Source organism: Oceanobacter sp. ABM4_470, from assembly GCF_056158645.1.
The window spans coordinates 2,486,950-2,500,996 of the sequence record NZ_JBSWTR010000001.1; the positions used below are offsets into that span (position 1 = coordinate 2,486,950).

The following is a 14,047-nucleotide window of genomic DNA, read 5'->3' on the forward strand; positions in this document are numbered from 1 at the left end:
ATCAGAATCATCCCCTGCCGTTAATGATATTGATTGTTATTTACACTTGTTGGCACATTTCCTTACACTGACTTTTGTTGAGCTGGTTAACCTCGCCTTAACCAACGCTGTAACATGATCGCAACAAAGCCAATGATAATTATTCTTTTTTATAAAAAGCATTGGCGCTAACCCACTAACAGTCAGTCTGCCAATGTCCGTACACCCCTTCATTGCCTTCGTTGCTCTCCTTTCCGTCGCGACCCCAGTCGCCTGGTGGTACACAGAGTCAAAAGGCGCCAATCAGCTGTTTATTGCCGAAGCTTCGTTTGCCAACAACGACAAACAGGATTGGGTGGCGGTGTACAACCCGACGCTGAACAGCAAGTCGCTGAAGGGCTATTACCTGTCGGACGATCTTGATGATCCACTGAAATGGCAGGTCACCAGCGACTGGGTGGTGGCATCCCATGATGCCATTGTGTTTTACGGCAAGTCGGCCAAACAGGCCCCCTACGGAGCACCAAGGCTGAATTTCAACCTCAGCAATGGCGAAACCCTGGTACTCACAGCGCCCGATGGCAGCTCGCAACTGGACCGTATGACGCTGGTGTCACCGCCCAACTACGACGGCGCTTTTACCCTTGGCCGCAGCAGCACCGAAAACCCGACCGTCGAGGTGTTCTACCACGCCAACAGCAGTGGTAGCGCAACCACCGTCGCTGCTGACGGAGTGTAACCATGAGTCAGACGCTGTCGGTCAAACGCCACGAGGTGAAGTTTTTCATCAGTCACGCAGACTACGAATACGCTCGTAACCTGCTGGCCACGCTGATGGACCGTGACCCAAATCAGACCCACGACCGTGGCTACTTTATTCGTAGCTTGTATTTCGACGACATCCTCGATTCCAGCGTTGAAGACAAACTCGACGGCATTGAACTGCGCGACAAGTACCGCATTCGGGTGTACTCCCCCGACCAGCAGTGGGCCAAACTGGAACGCAAACGCAAGCACAACCAGTTTGTAGACAAGAGCTCAGTCACCATCAGCCGCGAACAGGCCTTGCAGATGATTGATGGCGATTACGACTTTCTGCTGGACATCGATTCCAACAGTGCCCGTTCGATCTTCTTCGACCTCAAGCGCAAGTACTTCCGCCCAACCGTCATGGTGGACTACGACCGCGAGGTGTACCTGATGGATTACAACGATATCCGCGTCACCTTCGACATGAACCTGCGAATCAACACCGAAGACTTCGACCTGTTTTCCGACCAGCTGCAAATGGAAACCCTGCAACGCTTCGACACCATCATCATGGAAGTGAAATTCAATCACTGCCTGCCGAGCTGGTTTCCGCAACTGTTCAACCTCAATGGCACCAACGCCCAGGCAATCAGCAAGTACTGCCTGGGCCGCATGCACATGCGCGAGTTTTACAGCGGCTGATCGCCAGCGAGATTCCGCCTGAGCCAATTTCAAAATACCCACTTCTGACACCAATAATCGAACCGATATGAACCCGACTGACCTGAGCCAACTATTCGATTCCAACCAGCTGCTGCTGGACTCCTCATTGGGATCGCTGCAAATCCTGATCTCATTGTCTGCCACCTTTGTGATGGCGATGTTTGTGTATTGGGTTTACAAAAAAACCTACAACGGCGTGCTGTACTCGAAGAACTTCAACATCACTCTGGTGATGGTGGCGATTGCCATCAACGCCATTGTGATTGGTATCAGCGGCAACCTGATGTTGTCGCTGGGCATGATTGGTGCGCTGTCTATCATCCGTTTCAGAACAGCGGTAAAAGACCCTCGCGATACCGCCTTTATTTTCTGGGCTATTACCATCGGTATTGCCAACGGCGTTGAGTATTACCAGCTGTCGCTGATTGCCAGTGGCTTTATTGCCATTGTGCTGTGGGGGCTGTCGCGCTCGTTCACCTTTGAACCGTCTTACATGCTGATTCTGAAGTATCAGAACAGCGATCAATGGCCAGCCGTCTTACAGCAGTTAGACGACAAACAGCTGGTGCAGAGTCACTTCATTCGTTCCGACACCCTTAAAAACGGCGTGATTGAAAAAGTGATCGAACTGCGTATCCAGCGCGGCCAACAGGAATCCCTGCTTACCCAGTTGCGAAGCCTGGACGGCATCGCAACCTGTACCTTGCTATCCAGTCATGGAGAATTTACCGAATGAGTGCTTTCCCTCAAAAAGGACTTGTGCGCGCTGTACGTGGTGCGTTTGCCAGCGCCGTGCTGATGTCTGCGCTGACCGCCACCACAGCAATGGCCGCCGATGCCACGCTGATTGATTTTGGCGCCAGCCCCAAAGCCAGTCAGGCGGTTACCGTCAACGGCAACACCGTGACCATCGTACAGGGTGGTATCTATCGCCTGTCCGGCAAAGCCGATGGCAGCCAACTGGTGGTGAACTGTGGCGACCAGCCACTGACGCTGATTTTCGACAACCTGCAACTGACCAGTGGCGCTGGTGCCGCCATTGATATTCGTGCTGCGGGCGATGTGGAAATCCAACTGGCCGCCGGTTCTGACAACCTGCTGGCCGATGTCAAAGGCAGTAACCTGCCAGCGGGCAGCGACGCCAACGCCACCCTGTACTCCAAAGCTGACCTGAAAATCACCGGTGCCGATAATGCCCGCCTGGCGGTAATCGGCGAACGTGAAGACGCCATTGTCAGCAAGGACGATCTTGACATTCGTGAGCTGGATTTGGCCATTGATGCCGCCGACGAAGGCATTCGCGGTAAAGACAGTGTCGATATTCGTGACTCCCGCGTCAGCATTCAGGCAGGTGGCGATGCCATCAAGTCCGACAATCTGGAACGGGAAGACAAGGGCTTTGTTCACATTGAAGGTTCGCGCCTGATGATCAAAGCCGGTGACGATGGCATTCAAGGGGTTCGTAACGTCGACATTGCCACCAGCATGATCCGTATCGAAGAATCCAATGAGGGCATCGAAGGTCGTTTTATCACACTGCACAGCGGTAAAATCTTCGTATCGTCCAAAGACGACGCTATCAACGTCTCGGAGAAGCAGGCCAGCGCTGCTGAGGGCCTGGGTAGCAAACTCAGTTCCATGTGGCAGGGTCGTGGCAAGGGTGGTGGCGGTCACGGCAAAGCCATCGATGGCAAAGTAACCGTGGTTGATGCCGATATCTACCTGAAGCCCGGTGGCGATGGCTTTGATTCCAATGGCCATGCCGAGATGCAAGGTGGCCGTCTGGTGATTGAAGGCCCATTGAGTCGCGGCGACGGTTACATCGACGTCGACGGCGACTTCAAACTGTCCGGCGGTTACCTGCTGGCCAGCGGCAGTGCTGGAATGGCAAGCACACCGTCTGACACGTCCACTCAGCCGATCATTCAGGTGAATCTGGATGAGCCGATGAGCATCGGCCAGCACTTCAAGGTAATCAATCCGGCTGGAGAAGCTGTGCTGGACTACGAAGCCCCGACCACGTTCCAGTCGCTGGTTCTGTCGAGCCCGGACCTGCAACTGAATGAAAGCTACAAGGTGATGATCGATGACACGCTGGTGACCGAGCTGGCGCTGAGCAGCATCATCACCCGTCATGGTGAAGGCGGACGTGGCGGCCCTCGCGGCGAGCGCGGCAAAAAGCCATGGTGGGACTTCAGCAGCAAGGACCGTCCACCTCGTGATGGCGAGCGTCCACCACACGATGACGACCACCACAAGGATTCCTGATCCGTTATCGGTGTCATTCAAGCACAGCAGCGTTACTTCGCTGCTGTGCTTTTTTATGTCTGGCTCAGGTATTCTGGTTCAGAAATCCACCACCCCGTTCACATCAACCAAAAGGTATTCCGCATGGCGACCAAGCCCCTCACTGGCCGCTTACGCAATCCATGTTTTCAACGCCGCAGCTCTGTCTTGCTTGGTCTGGCGGCCATCAGCGGTTGCTCGCTGGCCCATGCCGGCTCTCTGACGCTGGATCAGCGCTTTAACCATCAGGTATTTCACGAAAGCTGGGAAAGTTACTCCCTCGAAAGCCACTCCCTGAAACTGCGCTACACCGACACGCTATGGCAAAACTGGCGTTGGTCGGCAGCGTTGTCAAAAGGCAGCGGTCAAAACAGCCAGGTGGATTACAGCACACTGGGAGGCTCGGTCAGCGTCAGCTGGAGTGGCGACGTAAACTGGTTCAGCCTCAGTTACGGCAACCACCGCAACCTGCTGAAAGTGTCAGACCAGAACGGCACCGCCTCGGCGGGCATCGACCAGTACGCCAGTCGCAGCCACTTCCACAGTCAGTCGTTGACGGCCGAATTCGGTCAGGATTTCTGGCTTGGTGATGCCTGGCTGCTTAGCGGCTGGGTCAACGCGACCCAAAGCAAGGCGTACTCGGACTACAGCGCCACCAGCATTTCGACCACCACGGTGAGCACGGCTGAAGACGATGACAGCAGCAGTGATGATGACAGCAACAACAATGACAGCGACAACGATGACAGCGACAACGATGGCGACGGTGGAGATAGCAGCCGGGACGATCGCAACGACGATAATGACGATGACGGCGCCGAGACCAGCGAGCAAACCACCACCACGGTGCAGCGCAGCGACAATGAACAATCCGGTACCGACCTGGGCCTAGGACTCAGTTTGGCCTGGCTGGCCGAAGACAGTCGCGGCTGGCTGTGGAGCCCCGGCGTCAGCCTCGATTATCAGAAAACCGTAGTTGGCCAACTGCTGACCTCCAGCGGCGATGACTTCCAGCCCAACGAGCAGGAAGGCAGCAGCACGCTGGCCACCTCCTGGAGCTCCGCCAGCCTGTTCCTGAATGTGTTTGATGAGTATTGGAGCGCCAGCCTCAGCTACCATCAGGACCTCGACGACAGTGACTACTACAGCTGGGTATTGGGAGCCGGTATTAACTGGTAATGGACAACTGGTCTTGGGCAATTGGTAATGGTTAACGGCTCAAACCTGGTAACCACACGGAAGCCATAAAGAGCCGCACAGCTCAGAAACAGCTCAGAAACAGCTCAGAAACAGCTCAGAAACAGCTCAGAAACAGCTCAGAAACAGCTCAGAAACAGCTCAGAAACAGCTCAGAAACAGCTCAGAAACAGGGAAGAAACAGCTCAGAAACAGCTCAGAAACAGCTCAGAAACAGCTCAGAAACAGGCAGCGAAGAAACAGGCAGCGAAGAAATAAACAGGGAAGAGAAACAGGAAAAAGAACCAAAAGCGCCCCGACAATTACTTGTCGCGACGCCCTTTCATCTTGTCACGCAATTGATCGCGCTGACCTTTCGACATGGACTGATAACGCTCGCGCAAATTCTGGCGCTTTTCCGGCGACAACTTCTGGTAGCGCTGCCAAGCTTCGCGGGTTTGCTGGCGTTCCTTGTTGCTCATGTTGTTAAGCGTTTGCATACGGTCACGCAGCGCCTGACGTTCTTTGCCATCCAGCTGCTTCCACCGCTGAAAACGCTCACGAGCCTGACCTCGCTCTTCACCCGACAGCTGCTGCCAGCGTTCGGCACCGCGCACCAGCTGCTGTTGCTGCTGCTCGCTCAGGCCGTTCCATTTGGCTTTCGCCGACGACAACACATTACGGGTGCTTTCGGGCAGACTGTCCCAGTTTTGCGCTTGCGCCAGTGGCGTGAGCAAACACACCAGCAAGGAAAACAGCGTCAGCCTGAACAGTCGAGCGGCAGTCAACCAACCAGCAGGATAGTTATTCAGCATCCTGTTGCCCTCCCTTTGCTCGGGACGACAAAGCTGCTTGTTGAGCGGCCTCCTCGGAGAACTGACCGGACTCGGACGACTCCATCAGTTGCACCGGGTCAATCCACTCGCCGTTTACCTGCTTCTGTTCGCCCAGAAACAGCAAAAACTCCAGATCAGGCTGCTCGTCATTCGAGGCCAACCTTACAGGGTCTTCGGCATACACCAGTGGCACTGCTGCACCGGTAATCATCACTGGCAGCATATTAACCAGCCCCATCCGGAGCAGGATTCGACGCATCAGGTAACTCGCTCAACCAATAGGCAAATTCAAGATCCTGAAGCATACCCCATTCGCTCTCATCCAGCTCGGCCAATGCCATCGCCATATCGAGTTCCGTGAACTCGTCGGTTGTCGTAGTCATGGCAGCGGATTCCGCCTCTGCTACACCCGCGACTCCTGCCAATGAATCTGTCAGTGAACCAGCCGATGAACCGGGAACAGAATCTGACGAAGGCGCAGGGCCAGCCACCAGCCATACCGCCAACGCCACAGTCGCCAGCGCTGCCATGGATGCACCGGCCTGCCAACCGCTCAAGCCCAGCTGGCGCAACACACCAAAGCGACTGGTTTGCAGCGGTGACGCAGCCTCCCGAAACGCCTGCATGCGACGAGCCGCCAACTGCTGCGACAGTTCGTCGGGCATAGCATCGATGTCTTGCTCCAGCCACTGGCGAATGCGTTGTTCGTCGGCTGCCCGTTCAGACCCGTATTGATTACGACTATTGGTCATGGGCTTCTACCACCTCATTCAATTTTTGTCGTGCCCGGGACAGATGGGTTTTCACACTGCCCTCGGAAATACTCATGGCAGCGGCGGTTTCCCGCACGCTCATGCCTTCCCAGCAACGCAGCAAAAAACACTGCTGCTGTTGTACTGGCAACGCCGCAATGGTTTCCATCACGGCACCGCGTTGGCGTTCCTGGCCCAATAGCCGGCCGGGTTCCAACGCATCGGAGCTTGCTTCCGGGCCAAGCTCCGCTTCAGGGCTACCCTCCGGTTCCTGCTGGCCGTCCTGATCATGGTGCGCGAATTTGCGCCAGAAAAACAATTTCGAAAACCGCTGCTGCTGACGGTGATAGTCCATCAAGCAGTTTTCCAGAATGCGGAAAAACAGCGGTTGCCATTCATCCGGGCCACGATCCCGGTAACGGCTGATCAGCCGGGTCATGGCCTCCTGAACCACATCCAGCGCATCGTCATCACTGTGGGTTGAAAAACGGACAATACGAAACGCCCGTTTTTCAACCGAAGCCAGAAACTCATTCAGGTTCATAAGACGGCGCTGGAGCCTGCGTGCATCATGCGGGTGTAAGATCCTGTGGTTCGGTTATTCAAAATCAGCGGCGATTACCGCGGCCGCTGTTATTGCTACCGCTGCCAGAGCCGTTATCCGAGCTGCTGTCAGAAGACGAGCCACGGCCAACACTGGCCCCCCGGCTGCTCTCACCAAAACGCACCACAATGGTCGACGCTGTCAGAGCGGTAGCAGTTTGGTCGTACGTACCCAGCACACTGATTTTACTCACTGGTTCCGTACCTGCCAGTGCTTCCGCCAATGCCACCAGAAAATCGCTGTAGCTGGTGTATACAGATGCTGCGACACCCGACGTATGTACGGCGTAATGACCAGTATCTGCAGCGGCGACAATGTTGGTGACCGTCAGGCCATCCACCACGCTTTTGGATACCCCATGAATACGGAAACGTTCAGATGCTTCGCTGGTGTCCAGCACCAGAGCAGCATCCGTGATGGTTACCGGCGTCGTCGTCAATGTTGAGGTCGACCAGTGGGCGCTGTAGCTGGAGCTACCGGTCGACAGGCTGACTTCGTTGATGCTGGTTACGTCAAAGTCGCCGACGGCGGCACCAAAGTCGGTTGGATAACCGCTGACAGACACCCAGGCACCCACGGCCAGATTAGAAACATCCAGTGTTGAGGTTTGCAGCTCATAGGCCAGAGGGTCGGCATCGGTATCGGTGCTGGCACTGGTGCCGGTAAAATCAAACAGGCTAACGTCGCGGCTGTTCACCCGGGTCAAATCGATGGCCAATGGCGAGGTGGATACCACCGAGCCAGTCACGGTATTCAACTTCAGGCGCACGTACCCTTCAGATGCATCCATCACGGTGCTGTCAGTGGTCGACAAGGTGCCCGCCACCAGCACGGTTTGGCCAACGGAAATATCCGCCAGCGTGGAATCCCCTTCTTCAACACCGGTAACCACGGTGCTGTCGCCGAGGGTAATGGTCATGGTCGAGCTGAACGACGAACGACGTTGGTCGGCTTCGACAACGGCGCCCGACAGGGTAATCACGTTATCGGTACGGGCCGTTACCACGCCTTTCACCTGATCTTCACCGGTGCCGTCGACACTGGTGCCCGCCAGAATACTGGAGGCGGTGAACACACCACTGTCATCGAGACTGCCGTAGGCAATCACAGAGGTATCCGCAGCCATCTGCGCCAATGCCGCCAGACCTTCGCTGCCGCTGTATTCGACGGTGTCCAGCTCATAGCCGGTGTCGTCGGTTACCGTGATGGTCGACTGGCCGAAGTCACCACTGCGTTTGCGCATCGGGCGCACGTTCAGGGTTACGGTGGACAAACTCGTATCAACCGACACCAGACTGCCGCGGGCGCGATGTTCGCGGGTTTCGTCCTGGCTGGCTGTCACCATCAGCAATGGCGACACTTCAATTTCAGCCGGGTCGTAAGAAAGAATGGTGTTCGAAGCCGACAGGTCGAGGTCCAGCGTCAGGCCTGCCACTTCACGCGGTGAAATGGTCAAGGCACTGTCGGCAAGATCAATGCTGGCTTCCAGCGCCGTCAGTACATTGCCGTCGGTATCCAGTGCGGTCGCCGCATAACTGATGCCAGCATCGTCCTGAATCACGATATCGGCATCGGTGTAGTCCAGATACACCAGCACGCTGTTGTAGGTACCGCGCGGCAGTGACGCCACCAGAAACAGTTCACTGAGTGACTGATACTGCACAAAGTCCACTTCCGTGGTGGCTGGCAAAACATCGACCTCGGTGCCGTCTTCACGCGTCAGGGTGACGCCCGTCACATCCACCTGATAAGTCAGGAAGTCTTCTTCCGCGTCCGTCAGGGCAATTTGCAGGGTGCCGGTTTCGCCGGTCGAGGCTGTTTCAGTCGTCGTTTCTGTCGTCGACTCGGTGCTTGAAGATGTCGTTGACGTTGTTGTAGTACTGGTTGTGCTTTCCGTACCGTCCGAACCACCACAGGCCGCCAAACTGGCCGACACCACCGTCAGCCATAACCAATTCGCTTTCATTACCGTCTCCAGGTGAGTTTCCTTTGAAAATTGTCAGCGTGTTGTTTGTGCGCACATCACCTAAAACGTCATTGCCCGAGATTGGTTGACACAACCCGGCAATTTTCTGAAATTTCCAGAGGGTTCTCGCCACAGAGAAGACGGTTACGATCAATTTTGTTGCTTGTAACCAGCATCAAATTCAGTTGTCCCAAAGCGCAATACACCGCACACTTTCATGAGGGGATATCTACTTAATCCTGCACGGCTCTGCGCGAGTGTTGCCGTTGTTCAGGGCAAGGCGACGAATGCAGCGGAATGACTAGTCCTTCCCAAGTTCGTCAACACCGCACTGGGCAACGGCAACCCGTGCCCTGCGGGGGCTGCCGGATGATCTCGACTCTATGTCGCCGACTTTTGACTTGACCCGTCAGGCCTGCAACTCGGCTTCGTGATTCGAAACCATCCGGTAGCCCAGAGCCTGCACTGGATTGAATAGATGTCCCCTCGTCCAGTCTGTGATGCTGCCCCCCTAATCAGCACCGGGCTTACCTCGGAAGCCAGCTAACCGCTCGTCTGAAACACGGTAACTGGCCCCTACACGGAACCACTGCATGAATACCCGCGCTTCTCGCCTGCCTGCCATGACCATCGCTGGTGAAAACATTGAGCCCGGAAACAGCTACAAGCTGAACGTGCCCATCGGCAGCCTGTACACCAGCACCGACATGACCATGCCGGTGTACATCAAACGCAGCCGCAAGCCTGGCCCTACCCTGTTTATCAGTGCGGCCATTCATGGCGACGAGTTGAACGGCGTTGAGATCATCAACCGGCTGATCAATGGCTCGCGGCTGCGCAACCTGCGTGGCACCCTGATTTGTGTACCCGTGGTAAACCCCTTTGGCGTGGTGAACCAGAGCCGTTACCTGCCGGACCGTCGTGACCTCAACCGCTCGTTTCCGGGGTCGCCGAAAGGCTCACTGGCAGGCCGCATGGCCGACACTTTTCTTAACGAAATTGTCGCCCACTGCGACTACGGCATCGACCTGCACACAGGGGCGATTCACCGCTCTAACCTGCCGCAGATTCGCGCCAACCTGGACGACGAAGAAACCCGTTTGATGGCGATGGAATTTGGTGTACCCGTGGTACTGAACGCCAACTTGCGCGATGGCTCGCTGCGGGAATCCGCCAATGAAATGGGCGTTAAAATCCTGCTGTACGAAGCAGGCGAAGCGCTGCGCTACGACGAGCTGTGCATTCGTGCCGGCGAACGCGGCATCTTGCGAGTGATGCGGCTGCTGAATATGTTGCCACCAAGCCGCCAGAAGAAGTTTCCGATTGAGCCTCTGGTTGCCCGCAACAGCGGCTGGGTACGCGCCACCGACTCCGGTTTTGTGCGCGCTTTCCGCCAGCTGGGCGACAAGGTTGAAAAAGGCGACGTGCTGGCCAGCATTTGTGACCCGTTTGGTGATGAAGTCGACCGAGTTGTGGCCAGCAAAGATGGTATTGTTATCGGCAATCAGAACCTGCCGCTGGTACACGAAGGCGACGCCATGTTCCACATTGCCTACTTCAAGGAACCGGACGACGTGGTGGAAAGCATCGAAAACATGCAAGACAGCCTACTGCCAGACGACGCCGATCCGATCCAGGCCAACTGATACACCGCAGGCCAGCCCTATAAACAGAGAGCTGGCCAACACTCACCTGCAATACCCACAGCGAGACCCATGAAATTTCTGCTCGTACTGGCTGCCGTTATTGGCTACGCCTGGCTCAACAGCCTGTTGATGAACCTGATTGAACGCCAGGGCACCCGCCACGATGTTGGCCATTCCCGTATTTTCTACATCCAGAAGGCCGTACAGCTAACCCTGTTTGTGCTGTTGTTGTTCGTCGTTGGCTTTGTGCTGGGGTTTGGATATGGCGAATTCACCTTTGCGCTATCGTCCGCGTTTGCCTTGTTGGGTATCGCCCTGTTTGCGCAATGGTCGGTACTGAGCAACGTCACCGCCAGTGTGATCATCTTCTTCCTGTTTCCGTACCGCCCGGGCGACCGCATCCGGATTTTTGAAGAAGACTGCCCGGAAGGCGTGATCACCGAAATCACCCTGTTCCACATTCTGCTGCGCACCGACGAAGGCTACGAACTGAGCCTGCCCAACACGCTGGTGTTCCAGAAAGCCGTGGTCATGACCCGCAAAGGCGACCGCTGGTTGTCAATCGAGCCTGCCACACCCAAGGCCCACAGTGCCGTCACATTGGACTCCAACAAGCCGTCTTCCTGACGGCTTGGCCAACATGCCAACAATGGCCATCTAGCGTCAGCAAATCCCACCCGTCTTAACAAGGCTTTAACCGTATCGACTACACTTTATGAAGGGTCTGAACGCCACCTTTCGGGAGCTGCGGCATGAACCTCATTAAACCCCTTGGCATCGGCATTGCCGCCATAGCGCTGTTTTTTGTGATGATGGCTGCATTCACACACGGCAATCAGCCCAATCTGGAAGAGACTTTCGAGCCGCAAATTCCGGTAATGGTTAAGCGCATTGGCGAATGGGACATGACCACCTTTATGCTGATCATGACTGACGACGGCTACGCCAAACTGCCCGCCAGCAGCAAAACCCTGTTCGACCAGCTCAAGCAGAACTACGGTGCCGTAGTCAGCACCGGCCAACCGGAATTAATGAACCACCAGCACTACGCCGCTCTTATCGGTACTTCGTTCACCACCGCAACTTACCGGGTGCCCGTTACCTTCGAAATGCAGCAAGGCACACTCAGAATCACCCTGGTGGCCAAAAACGACAAAATCAAACTGCAAGGCATGCGGCTGTTGTGAAGATTCCAGCCTCAGACAAGCGCCTCGGTATTCCCTGAACGGGACAAGCGCTCAACCATCAGATCAATCATTCGACGCACCACCGGCGCATTGGCCGATGACTGCTTCCAAACCAGATAAATTTCCCGGTTGTCCTGTTCATTGGGTGACCCCTGCCAGTCCGCCAACACCTCCACCAGCGAGCCATCTTCAAGCGCCGATTCCGCAAACAGACGACTCACCAGCGCCAGCCCCATCCCCAGCTGGGCCCAGCGCAACAACGGGCTTCCCCCTTGCGATGACAGCGCGCTCTTGATGCGAATCTGACGGTAGTCCTGGCCCCGACGAAAATGCCAATAGGTATACTGCCGCTGGCGGTAAAAGGTTAAACAATCGTGGTAACGAAGATCATCGGGCTCAAGAATCGGCGGGTGGCGGTTCAGATAATCCGGGCTGGCCAGTAAAACATGATTCGCACGAATCAGCGGCCGATAAAGCAGACTGGAATCTTCCGGCAAACCGAAGCGCACGCCAATATCAAACGGGCTGTTGTGTAAATCGACCGTGCTATTCTCCAGGCTGATGGTAATGCGGCTCGCCGGATACTGGCGCTTGAACTCGGCAATCAAAGGCACCAAAAACTGCCGACCCATCGATTCAAACGCCGTGATTGCTACATGCCCGGTAACCGTCTCATTCGGCTGCAAGTAGCTATCCTTGAGCGACTCCACCTGCTGCAGTAGCTGCATCCCCTCCCGATACAAACGCTCGCCATCCGCGGTCAAGGCCAACCGCCGGGTTGACCGCACCAACAGCCGCACACCCAGCGTTTGCTCAAGCCGATCAATACGCCGGGTAACAGAGGATGGGTTAACGTCGACCAGCCGAGCCGCCGCGCTGAACGAACCAGCATCAACCACCTGTATAAGGTATTTAATATCATCCAGCATCGGGACTCCTTACCTTGAAAGGGGCACCTGTTTAAATCGATCTGGCCCCACCATCTTTGCTTTTTTTGCAAAGCCGAAAACCTATGGAGCACTATTTTTGCGTTCCCGTAAATCCCCCATAGTCTGCCTATACACAGACCGCCCAAACAAAGTCATAAATGATCCCGGAGAACTCCAATGAATGTGATTGATGCCATCCAGCAACGCCGCTCTATCAAGGCTTACCACGACACCCAAGGCCTGCCAGAAAAAGACTTTCAGCAATTGATCAGCGCTGCGATTCAGGCACCCACCTCGTTCAACATCCAGCACTGGCGTTTTGTGCGGGTACAAGATAGCGTCAAGCGACAGCAATTACGCCAGCTGGCATGGGGACAGGCACAAGTCACGGATGCCGCAGAGCTGGTGATCATCTGCGCCGATACCAAAGCCTGGCAAAAAGAGCCACAACGCTATTGGCGCAATGCCAATGCAGAAACGTCCGCGGTGTTGGTTGAAAGCCTGACCGGCTTCTACCGGGATCGAGATTGGTTACAGCGAGATGAAGCCATTCGTTCCGGCGCCATGGCCGCCCAAACGATGATGTTGGCAGCCACGGAATTGGGTTACACCACCAGCCCGATGATTGGCTTTGATATTGATGCCGCAGGCAAGGCTATTCAACTGCCCGACGACCACGTCATTGTTATGATGATTGCCATCGGCCACGGCACCGGAGAAGCCAAGCCCAGAGGTGGTCAGCTGACACTGGATGAAGTACTGGTAACCGATCAATTTGGATGATCCCATCCACCTGGTCGCAATATTCGTTGATAACAAACAGTCCGGCCTGCTTGTTATCAACGGACTGTCATCAATGGCGTTGTAACAAGGCTGAGATATCCGTCCTCCCCAGCCAGCCGCGCAGTAACGACAGTGCAAAAATCACCGACGCCGCCACCAGCATGCCCCACTCGGCATGAAGAACATGCGTAACCACTGCCCCCACCATCAGCAACGCCAGACACACACCAGCCAACGCCGACACTCGGTTCAGCAACAAGCCCACGCCACCGGCGACTTCCAGCGCGCCCGTCAGGTACATAAACCACAGCGGATAGCCCCAGCGTTCAAACGCTGCAACCTCAAATGCCAGCCCGGCCAACTTGGCTCCGCCAGACAGCAGAAAAATGAGTGCCAGCACCCAGCTTAGAATCGATATTTTCATGGTGTG

16 protein-coding genes are annotated in these 14,047 nt (G+C 55.6%); 9 read left to right on the plus strand and 7 right to left on the minus strand.

Features of this window, described 5'->3' with window-relative positions; translation table 11 throughout:
* The first annotated feature begins 193 nt into the window (after positions 1-193).
* The 5 genes from ACXADJ_RS10930 to ACXADJ_RS10950 all read left to right on the plus strand — a co-directional run bounded on the left by ACXADJ_RS10930 (position 194) and on the right by ACXADJ_RS10950 (position 4,917).
* On the plus strand, positions 194-718 hold the full coding sequence (locus ACXADJ_RS10930; RefSeq protein ID WP_475065754.1) for a lamin tail domain-containing protein: 525 nt from the start codon (positions 194-196) through the stop codon (positions 716-718).
* Between the two features lie 2 nt (positions 719-720).
* Positions 721-1,431 (plus strand): polyphosphate polymerase domain-containing protein, encoded by a 711-nt coding sequence (locus ACXADJ_RS10935; RefSeq protein WP_475065757.1) that lies wholly within the window; start codon positions 721-723, stop codon positions 1,429-1,431.
* 67 nt (positions 1,432-1,498) lie between these two features.
* Positions 1,499-2,188, plus strand: coding sequence for a DUF4956 domain-containing protein (locus tag ACXADJ_RS10940; RefSeq protein WP_475065760.1), 690 nt, complete (start codon positions 1,499-1,501; stop codon positions 2,186-2,188).
* A complete protein-coding gene (locus ACXADJ_RS10945) occupies positions 2,185-3,720 on the plus strand; it encodes a carbohydrate-binding domain-containing protein (RefSeq protein WP_475065762.1) in 1,536 nt (511 codons plus the stop codon). Before ACXADJ_RS10940 ends, ACXADJ_RS10945 begins: the two co-directional genes overlap by 4 nt.
* A gap of 123 nt (positions 3,721-3,843) precedes the next feature.
* Positions 3,844-4,917 carry a hypothetical protein gene (locus ACXADJ_RS10950; protein ID WP_475065764.1) on the plus strand — a complete coding sequence of 358 codons (1,074 nt, stop codon included), beginning with the start codon at positions 3,844-3,846 and terminating at the stop codon, positions 4,915-4,917.
* Positions 4,918-5,237: 320 nt separating this feature from the next.
* Here ACXADJ_RS10950 and ACXADJ_RS10955 read toward each other — a convergent pair whose 3' ends face one another.
* From ACXADJ_RS10955 to ACXADJ_RS10975, 5 genes are all read right to left on the minus strand, one after another.
* Complete coding sequence (locus ACXADJ_RS10955; RefSeq protein WP_475065766.1) at positions 5,238-5,729, minus strand: DUF3106 domain-containing protein; 492 nt, start codon at positions 5,727-5,729, stop codon at positions 5,238-5,240.
* The gene (locus ACXADJ_RS10960) at positions 5,719-6,009 is read right to left on the minus strand and encodes a hypothetical protein (RefSeq protein ID WP_475065768.1); all 291 of its coding nucleotides are present in this window, start codon (positions 6,007-6,009) and stop codon (positions 5,719-5,721) included. Before ACXADJ_RS10960 ends, ACXADJ_RS10955 begins: the two co-directional genes overlap by 11 nt.
* Positions 5,975-6,502: a hypothetical protein gene (locus ACXADJ_RS10965; protein WP_475065772.1), complete on the minus strand. Its 528-nt coding sequence runs from the start codon at positions 6,500-6,502 to the stop codon at positions 5,975-5,977. The genes ACXADJ_RS10960 and ACXADJ_RS10965 overlap by 35 nt, the downstream gene beginning before the upstream one ends.
* Positions 6,492-7,046: an RNA polymerase sigma factor gene (locus ACXADJ_RS10970; RefSeq protein WP_475065776.1), complete on the minus strand. Its 555-nt coding sequence runs from the start codon at positions 7,044-7,046 to the stop codon at positions 6,492-6,494. Before ACXADJ_RS10970 ends, ACXADJ_RS10965 begins: the two co-directional genes overlap by 11 nt.
* 64 nt (positions 7,047-7,110) lie before the next feature.
* Positions 7,111-9,072, minus strand: a complete 1,962-nt coding sequence (locus ACXADJ_RS10975; RefSeq protein WP_475065780.1) for a DUF4382 domain-containing protein — start codon at positions 9,070-9,072, stop codon at positions 7,111-7,113.
* A 593-nt stretch (positions 9,073-9,665) separates the two neighbouring features.
* Here ACXADJ_RS10975 and ACXADJ_RS10980 point away from each other — a divergent pair.
* The 3 genes from ACXADJ_RS10980 (at position 9,666) to ACXADJ_RS10990 (ending at position 11,905) form a co-directional block, all read left to right on the plus strand.
* Complete coding sequence (locus ACXADJ_RS10980) at positions 9,666-10,718, plus strand: succinylglutamate desuccinylase/aspartoacylase family protein (RefSeq protein ID WP_475065785.1); 1,053 nt, start codon at positions 9,666-9,668, stop codon at positions 10,716-10,718.
* Positions 10,719-10,787: 69 nt separating this feature from the next.
* Positions 10,788-11,345: a mechanosensitive ion channel domain-containing protein gene (locus tag ACXADJ_RS10985; protein ID WP_475065788.1), complete on the plus strand. Its 558-nt coding sequence runs from the start codon at positions 10,788-10,790 to the stop codon at positions 11,343-11,345.
* A gap of 125 nt (positions 11,346-11,470) precedes the next feature.
* The gene (locus tag ACXADJ_RS10990; RefSeq protein ID WP_475065790.1) at positions 11,471-11,905 is read left to right on the plus strand and encodes a hypothetical protein; all 435 of its coding nucleotides are present in this window, start codon (positions 11,471-11,473) and stop codon (positions 11,903-11,905) included.
* An 11-nt stretch (positions 11,906-11,916) separates the two neighbouring features.
* On the opposite strand, the gene ACXADJ_RS10995 is transcribed toward ACXADJ_RS10990, so the two are convergent.
* Positions 11,917-12,834 (minus strand): LysR family transcriptional regulator, encoded by a 918-nt coding sequence (locus ACXADJ_RS10995; protein ID WP_475065792.1) that lies wholly within the window; start codon positions 12,832-12,834, stop codon positions 11,917-11,919.
* Between the two features lie 177 nt (positions 12,835-13,011).
* On the opposite strand from ACXADJ_RS10995, the gene ACXADJ_RS11000 reads away from it, so the two are divergent.
* The gene (locus tag ACXADJ_RS11000; RefSeq protein WP_475065794.1) at positions 13,012-13,617 is read left to right on the plus strand and encodes a nitroreductase family protein; all 606 of its coding nucleotides are present in this window, start codon (positions 13,012-13,014) and stop codon (positions 13,615-13,617) included.
* Between the two features lie 70 nt (positions 13,618-13,687).
* Here ACXADJ_RS11000 and ACXADJ_RS11005 read toward each other — a convergent pair whose 3' ends face one another.
* Positions 13,688-14,041, minus strand: a complete 354-nt coding sequence (locus ACXADJ_RS11005; RefSeq protein WP_475065796.1) for a DoxX family protein — start codon at positions 14,039-14,041, stop codon at positions 13,688-13,690.
* Positions 14,042-14,047 lie beyond the last annotated feature (6 nt).

What these genes read in the sequence shown, in the direction of transcription:
- ACXADJ_RS11005 (WP_475065796.1), bottom strand. Translation starts at nt 14,041, where the DNA reads ATGAAAATATCGATTCTAAGCTGGGTGCTGGCACTCATTTTTCTGCTG.
- ACXADJ_RS10980 (WP_475065785.1), top strand. Translation starts at nt 9,666, where the DNA reads ATGAATACCCGCGCTTCTCGCCTGCCTGCCATGACCATCGCTGGTGAA.
- ACXADJ_RS10930 (WP_475065754.1), top strand. Translation starts at nt 194, where the DNA reads ATGTCCGTACACCCCTTCATTGCCTTCGTTGCTCTCCTTTCCGTCGCG.
- ACXADJ_RS10965 (WP_475065772.1), bottom strand. Translation starts at nt 6,502, where the DNA reads ATGACCAATAGTCGTAATCAATACGGGTCTGAACGGGCAGCCGACGAA.
- ACXADJ_RS10970 (WP_475065776.1), bottom strand. Translation starts at nt 7,046, where the DNA reads ATGAACCTGAATGAGTTTCTGGCTTCGGTTGAAAAACGGGCGTTTCGT.
- ACXADJ_RS10950 (WP_475065764.1), top strand. Translation starts at nt 3,844, where the DNA reads ATGGCGACCAAGCCCCTCACTGGCCGCTTACGCAATCCATGTTTTCAA.
- ACXADJ_RS10990 (WP_475065790.1), top strand. Translation starts at nt 11,471, where the DNA reads ATGAACCTCATTAAACCCCTTGGCATCGGCATTGCCGCCATAGCGCTG.
- ACXADJ_RS11000 (WP_475065794.1), top strand. Translation starts at nt 13,012, where the DNA reads ATGAATGTGATTGATGCCATCCAGCAACGCCGCTCTATCAAGGCTTAC.
- ACXADJ_RS10985 (WP_475065788.1), top strand. Translation starts at nt 10,788, where the DNA reads ATGAAATTTCTGCTCGTACTGGCTGCCGTTATTGGCTACGCCTGGCTC.
- ACXADJ_RS10940 (WP_475065760.1), top strand. Translation starts at nt 1,499, where the DNA reads ATGAACCCGACTGACCTGAGCCAACTATTCGATTCCAACCAGCTGCTG.
- ACXADJ_RS10995 (WP_475065792.1), bottom strand. Translation starts at nt 12,834, where the DNA reads ATGCTGGATGATATTAAATACCTTATACAGGTGGTTGATGCTGGTTCG.
- ACXADJ_RS10945 (WP_475065762.1), top strand. Translation starts at nt 2,185, where the DNA reads ATGAGTGCTTTCCCTCAAAAAGGACTTGTGCGCGCTGTACGTGGTGCG.
- ACXADJ_RS10935 (WP_475065757.1), top strand. Translation starts at nt 721, where the DNA reads ATGAGTCAGACGCTGTCGGTCAAACGCCACGAGGTGAAGTTTTTCATC.
- ACXADJ_RS10975 (WP_475065780.1), bottom strand. Translation starts at nt 9,072, where the DNA reads ATGAAAGCGAATTGGTTATGGCTGACGGTGGTGTCGGCCAGTTTGGCG.
- ACXADJ_RS10955 (WP_475065766.1), bottom strand. Translation starts at nt 5,729, where the DNA reads ATGCTGAATAACTATCCTGCTGGTTGGTTGACTGCCGCTCGACTGTTC.
- ACXADJ_RS10960 (WP_475065768.1), bottom strand. Translation starts at nt 6,009, where the DNA reads ATGCGTCGAATCCTGCTCCGGATGGGGCTGGTTAATATGCTGCCAGTG.